Below are 16538 nucleotides of genomic sequence, written 5' to 3' on the forward strand. Positions count from 1 at the left end.
GGAGTTGTCTATTTAGACAACTCCTTATACCTTTACTGTGCCAATACTTCCGTCCATATTCTATCATAATTCTTTATAAATTCACCCGGATCTCTAAATATCTCACAGTGATTTAGTTGTTCTAATGAAGGGTACTCTATACCCAACATTTTTTTAGTTTCTACATTTGGTGTATAATACATTATATAGTCAGCTGTTTTTTTAGCTACATCTTTTTGACTTAGATAGTTTATGAATAGCTCTGCTTCTTTTTTATGCTTGCTTCCTTTAGGTATTACCATACTATCAAACCAAAGATTACTTCCCTCTTTTGGCACGACATATTTCAAATCTGGATTTTCAGCTGCCAATACCATTGCATCTCCTGACCAAAATACTCCTATTGTTGCTTCTCCACTTAGCATCTTGTCTTTTCCTTCATCTACTACATATGCCAAAACTAATGGTCTTTGCTTTATTAATTCTTGTTTAGCTTCTGCTAATTCTTTTTCATTCTTTGAATTAAATGAATAGCCAAGTTTTTTAAGTGCTATTCCTATGGAATCTCTTGAGCTATCTAACATTAATATCTGATCTTTATACTTTTCATCCCACAGTATATCCCAACTGTCTACTTTTTCTTTTATCACTTTGCTATTATATACTATTCCTACTGTCCCCCAAAGGTAAGGCACTGAATATTCGTTTTTAGGGTCAAATACTAAATTCTTTAAATTCTCGTCTATTTCTTTGTAGTTAGTTATGTTTTTCATATCTATTTTTTCTAACATATCTTCTTTTATCATTTTTTCTATCATATAATCAGATGGTATTACTACATCGTAGTTTGTTCCACCTTGTTTTAATTTAATATACATATCTTCATTTGTTGCAAATTCCTCATAGTTAATTGAAATATTGTATTCTTTTTCAAAATCCTCTAACACTGATTTTTTAATGTAATCTCCCCAATTGTACACATTAAGCTGTACTTTGTCATCGCTTTTGCAACTACTAAAGATCATTGTTACCATCATTAATAATACCATGCATGTAACTAGTTTAACGTTTTTTTTCATTATAGCACTTCCTTTCTTTTCTCATCTCTAATAGATCTTATATTAATAATTATCAATAATATTAATACCGTTAAAAACAACAATGCTGATAATGCATTGATTTCTGGTTTTATACCTCTTCTTGCCATCGAATATATTGTTATTGATAAATTCGTAACTCCATGTCCTGTTGTAAAAAAACTTATTACAAAATCATCTATCGATAATGTAAATGCCATCAATAACCCTGTTATTATTCCCGGCATTATTTGAGGTATTAATACTTTTCTTATTGCATACATTGGCGTAGCCCCTAAGTCCAATGCAGCTTCCATTAACTCTTTTGGCATCTGCCTTAACTTTGGCAAAACTGACAATATAACGTACGGTATGTTAAACGTTACGTGTGCTATTAACATTGTCATAAAACCAAGTGGCATCTTTAAAAATATAAATAAAGCCATTAATGAAATTCCTGTTATTAAATCTGGATTAACTACTGGTATATTATTTATCCCTAACATTACTTTCTTTTTTAGCGGTCTCATATTATATATTCCTAACGCTGCAAATGTACCGAATATTGTTGCTATTATTGATGATAACACTGCTACTGCCAATGTGTAATAAAGTGCTTTCATTATATATTTATCAGCAAATAAGCTAGCATACCATTTAAGCGTAAATCCATTCCATGACGAGTTTGATTTTGAATTATTAAATGAAAATATAATCAATACCACTATAGGTGCGTATAAGAATACGAATATCAATATAGAATATAGTATTTTTAGTTTATTCAAAATCTTATCTAACATATATAGCTTCCTCCATTGTCATCGTCATATTTATTAAGTACCGCCATAGATATAAATACTATTATCATCATTATCATAGACATTGCACTACCAAAGTGCCAATCTCCTACAACCATAAATTGACGCTCTATCAAATTACCTATTAGATTGTATTTTCCTCCACCTAACAATCTCGATATAACAAATGTACTAACTGAAGGCATAAATACCATAGTTATCCCAGACACTATTCCTGGTAAACTTAATGGCAATATAACTTTTGTAAATACTCTCGCTCTGTTTGCTCCTAAATCTTGTGCCGCTTCTATAATGTTGTTATCCATTTTACTTAGAGCAGTATATATCGGCAATATCATAAATGGTAAAAAGTTGTATACCATCCCCATCAATACAGCTCCACTATTGTATAATAAATTTTCCATAGGACCTAATCCTATCATCTTTAAGAAACTATTTAATATTCCAACTCTACTCAATATAGCTAGCCATGCGTATGTTCTCAAAAGAAAATTCATCCACATTGGCAATAAGAACAATAATGATACTATCTTTTGCTTCTTTGAGTCTAGACTAGCCAGTATCATTGCCATAGGATAACCTATTATCAAACATACTATTGTAGTCATCAAAGCTAGTATTATTGATCTTTTGAGTATTTGTAAAAACAAGGGATCAAAAAACTTAACAAAGTTTGAAAACGTAAGCTTAAACTGTGCTATACTCTGATTATTCCCTTCAGTTATACTAAACACTATTATCAATATTAGTGGTACCACTATAAATATTGCACTCCACAAAACATAAGGATAAGCTATCCATTTCTTGTTCATGATATCACCCTCTTCATTACATGTATATCTTCGGGCTCTACACTAAGGCTAAGTCTAGCTCCTTTAGTCTTAGCTAAAGTACTGTGTATCATCCACTCTCTACCTGCTTCATCTTCTAATATAATCTCGTAGTGAACTCCTTTAAATATCACATTTGTAACTATCCCTGAGAACATCTCTTGCTCCCCTGATACAAACTTGATATCTTCTGGTCTAATTACTACATCAACTTCTTCGTTTTTACTAAAACCTTTATCTACACATTTAAATACATTATTTGCGAACTTTACTCTATAATCTTCTAACATAATTGCTTTAACTATATTACTCTCACCAATAAATTTTGCTACAAATCTATTTTCTGGCTCATTATATATATCTATAGGTGTACCCTTTTGTTGTATTACTCCATTGTTCATTACAATAATTGTATCAGACATAGTAAGTGCTTCTTCTTGATCATGAGTTACGTAGACAAATGTTATACCTAATTTTCTTTGCATATTCTTTAACTCTATTTGCATATCTTTTCTGAGTTTTAAATCTAACGCTCCTAAAGGCTCATCTAAAAGTAATACCTTGGGTTGATTAACTAGTGCTCTAGCTATAGCTATTCTCTGCTGTTGTCCTCCACTAAGTGATGTAATCCTTCTTTTTTCGTAACCTTTTAGATTAACAAGCTTAAGCATAGCTTCTACTTTTTCTTTTATTATCTTATCAGGTGTTTTCTTGATTCTTAGTCCAAAAGCTATATTTTCAAATACATTCATATGTGGAAACAATGCATACTTTTGAAATACAGTATTAATTGATCTCTTATGTGGTTTTACATTTTTTATACTTTTGCCTTCGAAAAGGATCTCTCCTCTTGAAGCACTCTCAAAACCTGCTATTATTCTAAGTGTAGTAGTTTTGCCACAACCACTTGGCCCTAACAACGTCATAAATTCATTTTCTTTAATTGTTAAATTTAAGTTGTCCAGTATAGTCTCATTATCAAATTCTTTGCTGATATTTAAAAGCTTGATTATGTCTTTTTTCAAGCTTTTCACCTCCTATATTAGAAATTTGGCGGTGTATTAATCCATAACACTTTAGCCTTTGTTTTTCCTTTATTAGATATGTAGTGATCTACACCTGCTTTGAAATAGAAGCATTCACCTTTTTTTACTGTATATCGCTCCTTGTCTAAATGCACAATAATAGTTCCTGCTAATACATATCCAAATTCTTCTCCTTCGTGAGGATAATCTATATTTGATCTACCATTTTCTTTTAATTCTAATAGTATCGGTTCCATCATGTTTTTCTGAGCATTTGGAACTATCCATTGTATTTCATAGTTTAAATCTTCATCCATCTTTATAAAATAATCTTCCTTTTTAAATACGATTTTCTCTTCTATACTCTCATTAAAGAACTCTTTTAAATTAGTTCCTAAACTTTCTAGTATATCTACAAGCGTTGCTATAGATGGTGATGTCAAATCTCTCTCTACCTGAGATATAAAACCTTTTGATAACTCACTTCGGTCTGCTAGTTCTTCTTGGGTTAATCCATATTTTGTTCTTAGACTTTTGATTTTGTTACCTATATTCATATCAAACACCTCTATCTGAGTTTTGGCTTTTATTGGTTATATATTATAATAATATCTACTTGTTATATAAAACACATAGACATTATATTAAATATTATGTTTACAATTACTAAACTCTAGCCAATAATTATTATACAAGCCTTTAACCTATGAGTCAATGGTTTTTTTTATGTTTTTTCTTTAATTTTTTTCTTAAATATTATTTTTTATATGCATAAAAAAACTAGAAGTCTTTATCTCCTAGCTTTCCCCAAAAATATTATAAAATATCTTTTACTTTTTTAATCCATCTATAAATATATTTACTGCTTGAAGTTTTTGTTTAACTGTTATACCACTATCTATAAACCTTTCTAAAGTCATAGCTTCTATGAATGAAAAAATTGTATATGACATAAGTTTTGCATCTATTTCTCTTATTTCTCCATCCTCCATAGCTAAGCTTAAGAGATCTCTGAACATACTCCTAACTTCTACTGCATTTTTTAGCAATTCTTCATTTTCTCTTTTTGCTTCCCTCTTTACTAGCATCCAAAGTTCAATAAAAATAATTATAATATCGTTTATATTTTCATTGCTAACAACTTCTTCAACAATCTTTTTTATCTTGTTTATAGAGCTAACAGTTGAATCATTTTTAATCTGATTAATGCTCATTATGAGCTTACTTTTTTCACTTTCAACAACGTACTGGAATACATCATTTTTATTTTTAAAATATTGATATAGCGTAGTTCTACCCAATCCACATTTCTCCGCTATATCAAGTAGTTTTGTCTTATGAAATCCTTTCTCTACAAAAATTGCCACAGCTTCATTAGCTATGTAATCCTTTCTCTTTTGAAAATCAACTATTTTTGGCATTGCTTATCACCTTTTTCTCACGTTTTTTTGACTATATATCTAATATTTAGTCTGAGCTCTCTTTAATGTTACATATTAAGTTATCTACCTCTCTAAATGCTTCTTATTACTTCTACTCTCTTGTTTTTTATGGCATTATCTATTAATTCTTCTACATTTAGCTTTGCTTCAGATTCTTCTATCACCTGTAGCTTTGGTCTTGTTACTGGGTGCTTAGGCGAAAAAACTGAGCAACAATCTTCATAAGGAAGTATAGATGTCTCAAATGTTTTTATATCTTGCGCTATATCTATTATATCAGTTTTGTCCATACCTATTAATGGTCTAAGAACTGGTATATTTATTGATGCATTAGTTGCATTTATACCTTTTATTGTCTGGCTTGCTACTTGCCCAAGACTTTCTCCTGTTATTAAAGCATCATATCCATTCTCCAATGCTATTCTTTCTGCTATTCTCATCATAAATCTTCTTGATAATATAGTCATCTGGCTTTCTGGGCAATGCTCATTAATGCTCTTCTGTATTTCTAGTATATTAACACTGTGTATCCTTAGATTGCCACAATACTGTGCCATTATTTTAGCAAGTGACATAACTTTTTCTTCTGCTCTCTCACTTGTAAATGGATAACTGTGATAATGAACACAATCTATTTTAAGACCTCTTTTACTCATCATAAATCCAGCTACAGGACTATCTATTCCCCCTGAAAGAAGCAATATCCCTTTGCCATTTGTACCTACTGGTAACCCTCCATACGCTTTGATTTTTTCAGTAAACACATAACAATAATCTCTTACCTCTACATACAAATAGATATCTGGATTATGCACATCAACTTTGATATTATCAACATTTTTTAATACAACTCCACCTAAATCTCTTTCGACCTCCATCGAATTAATTGGAAACTTTTTATCTGCTCTTTTTGCTTCTACTTTAAAAGTATTAACTTCCCTTTTACTTTTTAAATCATTCATTGCATATATGGCACAATCTCTTAATAGATTCATATCTTTTTCTACTCTATAACATATACTTATTAAGACTATACCAAAGATTTTCTTTACTTCTTTTACTATTTCGTCTATATCAGCTTCATTTGCTTCTATAAAAATTTTACTTCTATCTTGGTATACATTTGTATCTTGATAATCTTTGACTAATCTTTTTATTTGTTTTATAAGCTTATTAACAAAATAGGATCTATTATTTCCCTTTAATGCTACTTCTCCATAGCTTATTGATATTACTTTTACCAAATTATTTCCTCCTGACTTGTTAGCTCTTTGTCTTACAAATTATTCAATACCATCATTAAGTAATACAAAACGAAGATGATCTTCCCATTTACCATTTATTTTTAAGTATTTCTTTGATAATCCTTCTTCTGTAAAACCTAGTTTTTTTACAACTCTAATTGATCTATCGTTTTTAGGCATAATATTTGCTTCAACTCTATGCATTTTATATTCATTAAAAATGATATCTATTCCTTTATTCAATGCTTCTGTTATATATCCTTTATTTATTTCATCTTTGTCTAATCTATATCCCAAAATACATGATAAGAATGCTCCCTTAATTATATTTGAGAACGCTATTGTACCAATTATTCTAGGGTTATCTTTATCTTCTTTTTTCATTATCCATAGCCTAAGCTTAGTGCCATTTTCTATTTCTTTTAAATCTTTTTTTATCACTTGCCTATGATAATCTGATGTAAAAAACTGTTCTTGCTTTAAAGGATCCCACTCTTTTAGAAATTCTTCATTTCTGATAAAGTAATCAACTACTAATTCCACATCTTTTGAATCGGCTACTTTTAATACTAATCTGTCTGTATTATAACTTTTCTTCATATTTAAACTCCTTTCATCTCATAATTTTTCTTATCTCTATAACACTATTTCTAAGATTCCCTATAACATAATCTATTTGATTGATGTCGTTATAATGCGAAAAACTAAATCTTATCGCTCCCTCAATATCATCGTTTTTAAGTCCCATAGCTGATAATATCTTGCTAACAGATCTATCCTTTGAAGAACATGCTGAACCTGTTGAAACAAAAATATTATGATTTTCTAAATAGTGCAATAATACCTCTGCTTTAGTTTTTAAAAAAGAGATATTTACTATATGAGGTGCACACCTCTCATCAGTATAACTGTTAAATTTGATATCTTCAATGTTGTTTTTTACACAATTTATAAAATATTGCTTAATATCTAATATTTTATTAGTTTCTTTATCAAATTCTCTTTCTAATATTTCAGCTGCTTTACCCATAGCTACAATTCCAGGAACATTTTCAGTACCTGGTCTAGTTCCTTTTTCTTGACCTGATCCATATATTACTGGTGCTATATTTAGAGTCTTTGATAAATATAACCCACCTATTCCTTTCGGAGCATGGAATTTGTGCCCACTAAAAGAAAAACTATCTACTCCTAGTTTTTTCAGATCCACTTTAATTTTACCAAATGCTTGTATACCGTCTACATGTATCTTGATATTTTTATTTTTGGATTTTGCAATTTTACTTATTTCACTTATTGGCTGTATAGTTCCATTTTCGTTATTAACCATCTGTATAGAAATCAATATAGTTTTGTCATTAATAGCTTCTTCTAGTTTATTTAAATCTACCATTCCTAATTCATTAGTCTGTAGATAAGTAACATTAAACCCCTTGTTTTCATAATGTTTAAAAACATTCAAAATCGAGGGATGCTCTACTTTTGTTGTTATAATGTGCTTTTTATTTCTACCGTATTTATTTATTATTCCTTGTAATGCTATATTATTACTTTCGGTTCCTCCTGATGTAAATACAATTTCACTTTCGTCCACATTTAAATATTTGCTTATTATAGTTCTTGCATTCTTTATCATTTTTTCGGCATCAAAACCCATTCTATGAAGCGATGATGGGTTCCCATAACTTTCTTTTAATACTTTTGTAATCTCTTTTATTACTTCTTCCCTGACTCTAGTTGTTGCACTATTATCTAAATACACATTCACTCATGGTCACCTCAATTTCCTTTTTGCGCATATCTTTATTATATAAGAAAATAACTCCTTATAAAAGTATAATTATTCATATGGGATATTCTTTTATTATTGTTTACAAAATAAGCTTTATTAATCCTTTTAGATATAAGTGTACCCTTTTAAAAATTACCACTATTTTCTTGTTGCTAATTTTGTCGAAGTTTGTTATAATTTATGTTGGTTATCCCCCTGGTAACCTTAGAAATATATTTCAATACCCCTTTGAACAGTTTTATTTATGTATCGGTTCATGATTTAAAAAAGGAAGCTCTTAGATTTTTCTAGGAGCTTTCTTTTGTTTTTGAAAATTATAGACTTTAAATACCTCTAAATATGGACATACTTAGTTTTAGGAGGTATTAAGATGAAAAAGAAGGTAGCTGTTATTTTTACTGGCGGAACAATATCTATGAAAGTTGACTCTAGACTCGGAGCAGCTATCCCACTACTAACTAATGAAGAAATCATTTCTATGGTTACTAATATAGAAAAACATGCTATAATTGAAACTATTAATTTTGCTAGATTACCCGGTCCTCATATTACTCCTGAGATTATGCTAGAACTTTCAAAGTTAATAACTATATTAATACAAAGAAATGACATAGACGGAGTAGTAGTTACGCATGGTACTGACACATTAGAAGAAACAGCATATTTTTTAGATTTAACAATCAACTGCACAAAACCTGTTATTGTAGTAGGAGCTATGCGCAATGGATCAGAACTAGGATACGATGGTCCAAGCAATCTAGCTGCCGCAATATGTACTTCTATATGCAGTGATTCATGTGGTAAAGGTGTATTGGTAGTTATGAACGATGAAGTAAATGCTGCCAGTGAAGTAACCAAAACAAATACACTCTCATTAAATACATTTCAATCACCTCAATTCGGGCCTCTTGGAATAGTAGATAATGATGAGGTTCTTTTTTATAGAACAATAAAAAATGAACCCAAGCTAAATGTAAAAAACATAAATGCTAGAGTTGCTCTATTAAAATGTGCTTCTGGTATGAGCTCTGATATTTTAGAGTTTTGTATAAACGCTGGTTATAACGGAATTGTAATTGAAGCACTAGGTAGAGGAAATGTCCCTATAGGTATGGTTAGTGGTATTAAAAAAGCTATAGATAATGATCTCGCAATTGTTATTGTATCAAGATGCTATGCAGGGAGAGTTTTAGACACGTATGGATACTCTGGAGCTGGGAGAGAGCTAAAAGAATACGGAGCTATATTCGGAGATAATCTACCAGGTCAAAAAGCAAGAATAAAGCTCCTATTAGCTTTAAGTACATACGACAATATTGAAGATGTTAAAAAAGTATTTGAATATAGATTGTAATTAGATGGAATATACTTTATATTCTTTGTCAAATATATACCCTAGCTTTCTCGCAAGTTTCACTGATCTCATATCAACAGCATCCCATACTGGAATTATGTTTTTTTCTAAACACTCTAATATAACACTTGAAGCACATGCTAATGCTAAGCCTTTATTCCTATAATCTTCTTTTGTTCCTATTGTTATATCAATATAACCTTTGCAGTAGCTATAAGAAGAAGCCCCCGATATGATTTCTTCATTATGCTCTATAACATATCCTATACCACTATCTTTAAAATGCTTTAACGATTTATAGTTAGAACAACAATCTGCCATAAACTTATCAGATAATATTTTTGCATATAACTCATCATTTATTCTTTGTATCTTAAATTTACTAGATACTTTTGCTATGTAATCACTTAATTGATGTTTATTAAAATCATTAACTTCTCTTTTTAAAGCATATCGTTTAAAGCTCCTAAAACTCTCTTTAAAATTTTCTTTTAATACATGTATCCATGATATATCATACACTACTACAATTTGACCCCTGCACTTTTTTAGTACCTCTATAACTTTGTCTTTACTTGTTATCTTATTTATATCTCCGAGTAAATGACAAAAATCTGCTACTAAAATAATAGCTACAACTGGTCTTTGTTTATTATCAACCCATACTGTCCCCATATTTCCTTCAATCACTGATTTAAGATCTATGCTATTTTTCCCTTCACAAAGTGAACTTACACATTCCAACTCATTTGTCGCTAGTTCAATCATTTTGTACATCTTCTCCTATCTCTTACATATAAATATTGAGGATATCTAAGACATCCTCATATTTTTAGTGTTACTATCTAACTCAATACATCTATTATATCTAAGCTTCTATCTAAACTCAAATCATAAAAATCTGTTCCTACCTTGACAACTGGTCTTGTTGGATCTGTTTTGTATATGTATATTATCTCTCCAGTTTCCCCTGTATTGAGTTTTATTGTATTACCTACATAAAAATTAGATATGTTTTTCAAAAACACTAATGATATTTTAGCATCAAGTTTTCCAAAGCTGTCATTTGCAATCTGTTCTGCCACTTTAAACGGTGACACTTTCTCTTTATAAATTCTCTCAGATGTCATAGCATCAAATATATCACACACAGCTATTATTTTAGCAAACTGATGAATTTTATCGCCTTTTAATCCATTTGGATACCCTGAACCATCTTCTCTTTCGTGGTGCTGTAATACTCCAAATAATACATCCTCACTTATGCCTACCGTATTAGATAGTATCTCATATCCATACAAAGGATGCCTTCTTATAGTATTAGTTTCTTTTTCATTTAGTTCACTAGGTTTATTTATTATATCTGTTGATATTTTAAGTTTACCTATGTCGTGAAATAACCCTGCTAAAAATAATTGCTTGATATCCTTTTTAGATAATTTTAGCCATTTTCCAACCATTGTAGCTAGTATCGAAACATTTATAGAGTGTTTGAATGTATAATCATCATCTTCTTTGATTTGTCTAAGTCTCGATAAAATATTGTCACTTTCAAACAATTCACAAATTATATCGTCTGCTTCAGCGCTTATTTCTGAGAGTAATATTTCTTTACCTATTTTAACATTATCAAAGACTCTTCTAACTTTGTCTGCAAGCTGGTTATGACTGTACAAAAATATTTCAGTCCTATCTTTATCTTTCCTTTGCTTAGCTAGTTCATATTGCGATTGATCAATAATATATATTTCGTAAATATTTAGATTTTTAACACGCTTTATAAGAGATTTATTTAATACAGTTCCTTTAGTTAATACTGCGGTACCTGACATCTCGTTTATTATATCTCTACTTAAAATCATCCCATCTTTTGCATCGCTAATCCTAATAAGTTTCAAACAATCACCTACTTATATATTATTTTGTCATAAATAATATCGGTTATTTATAACTTCTACATTAAAAATGCTTTTTCCTTTGATTTATTACATTTTTTACAAATGTTTGAATTTTATTTAGCTGCTTTCGACCTTTTTCCAATGACTTTGCCCACAAAGTACGTCAACAAAAAAGCTATTACAAATCTAATACATAATAATAAATAACCATTTGCACCTATGCTCGCAAACAACAAAGTATCCTCAAATATTGAATGGCATGCTACTAAAAATATCATTAAAAGATATAAATCCTGTTTGCTAAGCTTTCCCTGTGAACTACTATCAATAATAACTCCTGCTCCATACGATAATCCTAGTATCAATCCTATCATCAAAGGAAATATGGAGTCTTCAGACATATTTAAAACTTTAGAAACCGGTTTGCATTTGTTTGATATTATGTCAAGTATTTTTAAATCCTTTAGTATTTCCATTATAATCATCAATGGTATTATCATTATTGCCATGCTAAATATAGAATTCAAACTCATGGATAGTACTTCTTTTATATATTGAATTATTATCATCACTTATCACCTCGTCATTTTAGATTAAATACTTTAATATAATTCCTGCTAAAATTGCTAGAATTAGTCTAATGATTATAACTAAACCCGCACTAATACCAGTCTTTTTTGCTACTGCACTTTCTACAGGTAAACTATGAGAAAACGATAACATAACAGCTATTATTGTTGCCTGCTTCGCTGTCAATGACAAAGATGTAATAGCTCCTATTGCAGCATAGATATTTATTACATTACCAAAAACGAGCACCAACGAAGCTTCTCCTGGTAAACCAAAAACATTCATAAATGGCTCAAATACTACTGAAATTTTATCTAGTACATGTATGTATTTTAAAAACACGACTAAGAATTGGATAGGTATTACTATTTTTGCTAACATCCATGTTGTCTTGAGTCCTTTTTCTAGACCTCTTTTTAATGTTTTATAACCTTGCGATTTTGCAATACTGTCTTTCATATTATGCTTGTCCTTTCTATTAATCTAGACTCATTATAGCATATTATCAATGGCTTGAGTGTATTAGAGTTGAAGAATAAATCTACCAAGATAGGATTACTGGACGGGCTTAATCTTAACATTGGATGTAGAAACACTACTATCCATGTCCTTTACAGCAAGAAACAATAAAGGGTCACAGTTTCATAATTTTATAACTTTATGTATATTACAGCTTACGAGGGCAAGAAAAACAATCGAAAGACCCACAAAGACAATCTAAAAAGAATATGAAGCAACTTTAGAGAGCTTGTTCCTCCAAATCTAAAGAAGAGCTCTTACTTTATTTTATGATTTTAATAGAGGTAAAAGTAAGTGAATCGAAAGTTAACAACAACTTATTAATTAAATTTGTAAGTTAAATATGCCCATAAATTTATTGATATTGCAAAGGCAAAAGATACTATTAATAATTGCATCTTATAACTTGATTGTAAATCAAATGAAGATAGCTTCACCATAAAACTTAATACAAATGCTATTGCAAAACATACTCCAAAAGATATTGAAGCTGCTTTACGTTTATTAGCCATTAAACACTCCTCCTTAATTTGACCCAATTTAGACCACCAAAAATAAGAAAAATATCCCCCAAAAGCAAAGTATAAAAAGTATAGTGGATTGTGATTTAATCCTCTGAATCCTATAAAACCTAAAAACCCTAGGCTAACTAAATTCTTACTTACACCTTTTTTCATAAATCCTCCCTGTTAGTGCCATATATTTATAACTTTATATTACAAATATGTCTTATTATGTTTAATATTATAAATGACTCTTTGATAATAGTATTTTAATAGCCAATCCAAATAAAATCTCACCCAAAACAATTGAATTGCCGAACAAATAAAGTTACGAGGCAATCACAAAACCCACAGAGATAGTCTAAACAACATAAACAAGAAATAACAAAAAGCATATCCATCAATAAAACAGAATATGCTTTGCATCTTCATATATAAATTTTATGCCAATTCCTCATCATCATGAACTATCATATTGCTATATCTACCACATTTATCTCCCCATCGTGCTATTATCTGCTTATCTCTTAGGATTTCTATTACTTCACATGCATTAGAACAATATTTACACTCAAATCCATTAACCTCGAATTCTTTGTTAAAAACTTTATCAGTTATAAATTTTGTTTTACCAGCATTTGAAACTTTATCTTTTGCTAGTATAGCTGCTCCTAATGCTCCCATAACATCATAGTGCTCTGGAACAAATACCTCTGTATCTAGTGCTTTTTCGAACGCTCTTTTTATACCTATATTTGCTGCTACCCCACCTTGAAATAATATAGGTCCTGTTATTTTTTTACCTTTTCCAACATTGTTTAAATAGTTTCTAACTAATGATTCACAAAGCCCGTTAATTATATCTTCTTGAGAATGTCCGAGCTGTTGTTTGTGAATCATGTCTGATTCTGCAAATACTGCGCATCTTCCTGCAATTCTAACAGGTATCTTTGATTCTAATGCAAGTTTGCCAAAATCTTCGATTTTGATTCCTAACCTTGATGCTTGCCTATCTAGAAAAGACCCTGTTCCTGCTGCACATACTGTATTCATTGCAAAGTCCTGTACTACTCCGTTTCTAAGTATAATAATTTTCGAGTCTTGACCACCTATTTCTAAAATTGTTCTAACATTAGGTATGATATTTAGTCCAGCGATAGCATGGGCAGTTATCTCATTTTTCACTATGTCTGCACTTAGCATAGCACTTGCTAAGTGTCTTCCGCTACCTGTAGCTCCAACTCCTTTTATAAACTGTGATCTATCTTCTACTAGTTTCATTCCTTCTTGCAATACACTAATAGGTTTGCCTTTAGTTCTTAAATAATATTTATCTATAACATTTTTATTTTCATCTATAAGTACTAAATTAGTACTAACAGAGCCTACATCAACTCCTAGATACAATTTTTCCATTATTAACTTGCTCCTTCCTTTTTCTTAGTAGATCAACAAAAGCTTCTATTCTTGTTATATATCCTGCTTCACCTGTCATCTCATCTACTATCAATGTCATTATTGGTATGTTATACTCCTTTGATACTGATGGTAGCACACTTGCGGCAACTATCTCTGGCATACAACCAAATGGATATATTTGAATTATTCCATCGTATTTTTTCTTTGCATACATTATACTACTGCCTACAGTTTCTCTACCATGCCCACCTACTAGAGTTTTAAAATACTTCCTTGCTTCTTTTAGTATTTCTCTTTCGAGACTACCACCAAAAAGCGCTTTAATTGACATATGATTTTCTATCCAAGTACTTGGCGAGTGATACCTATGCACTAAGACATCAAAGTATCCAAGCTTTCTTTCGACTTCAAGATTTACAAACGGCTCTATAACTGTAAATATCTCCCCTACGATGCCTATCTCAAGTACATCTTTTGTATTATCTTCTTTTATACTTAAAAGCTTTTCATTTGTTTTCTTGATGATCTCTATTATCTTGTTGGAACCTTTGCTATGATAAATTTGATCTCTATAATCATCCATTATTTTATCTATTTCTCTTTTGTTATTTGTATACGCTCTTTTTCTATTTGACAATGTTGTAAGTCTGTCAGCCATAATTATAATTTTTTTACCTTTTAGAAAACTAGTCAGTACATTAATTTTTTGCTTTGATTTTAGTTTAGAAAATTGATTTAATAAGCTATTGTCATTTTTTTCAAACGCATCTATCACTAAAAATTTAACATCATAGCCTAAATCTCTTAATATTTCTTCTTCTACTACAGAGTATAAGCCAAATCTACACGGCCCTGTACTACCTGTAATAATAATTGTATCTGCTCCTTTTTTTATACTTTCTATATAATTTCCTATATTTATTTTGAGAGGTAAACATATTGTCTCTGGTGAATATTTAGTCCCTAATTCTAGTGTTTTTTTACTACACTTAGGTGGTACTATCACTTCTATCCCGCAATCTTCTATAACTGCTTTTGCTCCAATATATGCATTACCCATGTGTGGAAATGTTATCTTCATCTTTTTTCCTCCAATGTATCATATCCAAAAATGCTTCTAATCTGGTGTTGAACCCTGCTTCTCCTGAATGTTCATCTACTACTAATACCGTAAAAGGTACATTATTTCTTTCACATTTTCTACTGACTATATCTATAATTATAGAATCTAATCCGCATCCAAATGATGATATGTAAATCATACCATCTATCATCTTATTTTCTACAGCATAAAAGCATGTTCCAACTATCTGTTTACCTACTGACCAAAATATTTTTCTTTTTACTTGGTGTAAATAATCATTAGTATGTTTATCTAACATCTGAGGTGTTATTATTTGTACATTTGATTTATTCAACTTTTGTATAAGATTGAGATTTATAACTTCATCAAATAAATTATATGAGTGACCTGCTAGCATTATAGTTGAAATACCTTTACTGTTATTTATAGTTTTTTTAATAGCATGTGAAATCGATCTATTTTTAAATGAACTCTCATAATCACATAAGCTTTGTAGCCCTTTATTATATGCTCTTTTTATTTTTGCAATATTTTTAGTAAACTTTAGCCCTAACTCAAATATACTCGTTTTATATGATCTGTTTCTTAAATTTATTTCTGTATCTAGTATTTCAGGTAATCCTTCTATAGATTGTTTAATCATAGCTGGCAATCCTAGTATTTTAGGACACTGATATGTCTTTTTTTCTACGCTAATGATTTTAGGTATAAATATATAGTCAACCTTATCTTTTAAATTTAAAACATGCCCATGATAAAGCTTTACCGGCAAGCAAGCATCATCTATGCATTTACTTACCCCATCTGTGAGAATCTTTTTGTTACTATCATCAGATATTATTACTTCCTGTCCTAATTCTTCGAAGAAATCTTTCCATACAGCTATATAATCATAATAGAGTAATCCTTTTGGTATGCCTATTTTCAAAGCTATCTCCCTCCTTTTTTACCTCTTTATATTATGAACATTATATTTGTTTTCTAT

At 30.1% G+C, this 16538-nt stretch carries 18 protein-coding genes; 1 reads left to right on the forward strand and 17 read right to left on the reverse strand.

All coding sequences use genetic code 11. From position 1 onward, the window contains the following. Nucleotides 1–32: 32 nt before the first annotated feature. The 9 genes from P3X86_RS20565 to P3X86_RS20605 form a co-directional block, all read right to left on the reverse strand. A complete protein-coding gene (locus tag P3X86_RS20565; RefSeq protein ID WP_483294623.1) occupies nucleotides 33–1058 on the reverse strand; it encodes an ABC transporter substrate-binding protein in 1026 nt (341 codons plus the stop codon). Then, the gene (locus P3X86_RS20570; RefSeq protein ID WP_483294624.1) at nucleotides 1058–1855 is read right to left on the reverse strand and encodes an ABC transporter permease; all 798 of its coding nucleotides are present in this window, start codon (nucleotides 1853–1855) and stop codon (nucleotides 1058–1060) included. The genes P3X86_RS20565 and P3X86_RS20570 overlap by 1 nt, the downstream gene beginning before the upstream one ends. Continuing rightward, a complete protein-coding gene (locus tag P3X86_RS20575; RefSeq protein ID WP_483294625.1) occupies nucleotides 1849–2685 on the reverse strand; it encodes an ABC transporter permease in 837 nt (278 codons plus the stop codon). The genes P3X86_RS20570 and P3X86_RS20575 overlap by 7 nt, the downstream gene beginning before the upstream one ends. Beyond that, on the reverse strand, nucleotides 2682–3728 hold the full coding sequence (gene potA, locus P3X86_RS20580; RefSeq protein WP_483294626.1) for a spermidine/putrescine ABC transporter ATP-binding protein: 1047 nt from the start codon (nucleotides 3726–3728) through the stop codon (nucleotides 2682–2684). The genes P3X86_RS20575 and potA overlap by 4 nt, the downstream gene beginning before the upstream one ends. A gap of 17 nt (nucleotides 3729–3745) precedes the next feature. Continuing rightward, nucleotides 3746–4285 (reverse strand): helix-turn-helix domain-containing protein, encoded by a 540-nt coding sequence (locus P3X86_RS20585; RefSeq protein WP_483294627.1) that lies wholly within the window; start codon nucleotides 4283–4285, stop codon nucleotides 3746–3748. A 273-nt stretch (nucleotides 4286–4558) separates the two neighbouring features. Beyond that, a complete protein-coding gene (locus tag P3X86_RS20590; protein WP_483294628.1) occupies nucleotides 4559–5149 on the reverse strand; it encodes a TetR/AcrR family transcriptional regulator in 591 nt (196 codons plus the stop codon). A 92-nt stretch (nucleotides 5150–5241) separates the two neighbouring features. Next, entirely contained in the window at nucleotides 5242–6414 is a 1173-nt protein-coding gene (gene thiI, locus P3X86_RS20595; protein ID WP_483294629.1) for a tRNA uracil 4-sulfurtransferase ThiI, read from the reverse strand. 39 nt (nucleotides 6415–6453) lie between these two features. After that, nucleotides 6454–7014, reverse strand: a complete 561-nt coding sequence (locus tag P3X86_RS20600) for a GNAT family N-acetyltransferase (protein ID WP_483294630.1) — start codon at nucleotides 7012–7014, stop codon at nucleotides 6454–6456. Between the two features lie 13 nt (nucleotides 7015–7027). After that, the gene (locus P3X86_RS20605) at nucleotides 7028–8182 is read right to left on the reverse strand and encodes a cysteine desulfurase family protein (RefSeq protein ID WP_483294631.1); all 1155 of its coding nucleotides are present in this window, start codon (nucleotides 8180–8182) and stop codon (nucleotides 7028–7030) included. 394 nt (nucleotides 8183–8576) lie between these two features. Between P3X86_RS20605 and P3X86_RS20610 the strand changes: the two genes are divergently transcribed. After that, on the forward strand, nucleotides 8577–9560 hold the full coding sequence (locus P3X86_RS20610) for an asparaginase (protein ID WP_483294632.1): 984 nt from the start codon (nucleotides 8577–8579) through the stop codon (nucleotides 9558–9560). Here P3X86_RS20610 and P3X86_RS20615 read toward each other — a convergent pair whose 3' ends face one another. The 8 genes from P3X86_RS20615 to P3X86_RS20650 all read right to left on the reverse strand — a co-directional run bounded on the left by P3X86_RS20615 (nucleotide 9561) and on the right by P3X86_RS20650 (nucleotide 16481). Then, entirely contained in the window at nucleotides 9561–10328 is a 768-nt protein-coding gene (locus P3X86_RS20615) for a GNAT family N-acetyltransferase (RefSeq protein WP_483294633.1), read from the reverse strand. Nucleotides 10329–10405: 77 nt separating this feature from the next. Beyond that, entirely contained in the window at nucleotides 10406–11458 is a 1053-nt protein-coding gene (locus tag P3X86_RS20620) for an HD-GYP domain-containing protein (protein ID WP_483294634.1), read from the reverse strand. 113 nt (nucleotides 11459–11571) lie between these two features. After that, nucleotides 11572–12027 (reverse strand): nucleoside recognition domain-containing protein, encoded by a 456-nt coding sequence (locus P3X86_RS20625; protein ID WP_483294635.1) that lies wholly within the window; start codon nucleotides 12025–12027, stop codon nucleotides 11572–11574. 19 nt (nucleotides 12028–12046) lie between these two features. Further along, on the reverse strand, nucleotides 12047–12487 hold the full coding sequence (locus tag P3X86_RS20630; protein ID WP_483294636.1) for a nucleoside recognition domain-containing protein: 441 nt from the start codon (nucleotides 12485–12487) through the stop codon (nucleotides 12047–12049). A gap of 380 nt (nucleotides 12488–12867) precedes the next feature. Then, nucleotides 12868–13224, reverse strand: a complete 357-nt coding sequence (locus P3X86_RS20635; protein WP_483294637.1) for a hypothetical protein — start codon at nucleotides 13222–13224, stop codon at nucleotides 12868–12870. Between the two features lie 267 nt (nucleotides 13225–13491). After that, entirely contained in the window at nucleotides 13492–14466 is a 975-nt protein-coding gene (locus tag P3X86_RS20640; RefSeq protein ID WP_483294638.1) for an acyl-CoA dehydratase activase, read from the reverse strand. Beyond that, nucleotides 14441–15550: an acyl-CoA dehydratase activase-related protein gene (locus tag P3X86_RS20645; RefSeq protein ID WP_483294639.1), complete on the reverse strand. Its 1110-nt coding sequence runs from the start codon at nucleotides 15548–15550 to the stop codon at nucleotides 14441–14443. Before P3X86_RS20645 ends, P3X86_RS20640 begins: the two co-directional genes overlap by 26 nt. Continuing rightward, on the reverse strand, nucleotides 15522–16481 hold the full coding sequence (locus P3X86_RS20650; RefSeq protein ID WP_483294640.1) for an acyl-CoA dehydratase activase-related protein: 960 nt from the start codon (nucleotides 16479–16481) through the stop codon (nucleotides 15522–15524). The genes P3X86_RS20645 and P3X86_RS20650 overlap by 29 nt, the downstream gene beginning before the upstream one ends. Nucleotides 16482–16538: the final 57 nt, after the last annotated feature.

It is taken from the genome of Abyssisolibacter sp. ZYX002, assembly GCF_056892235.1.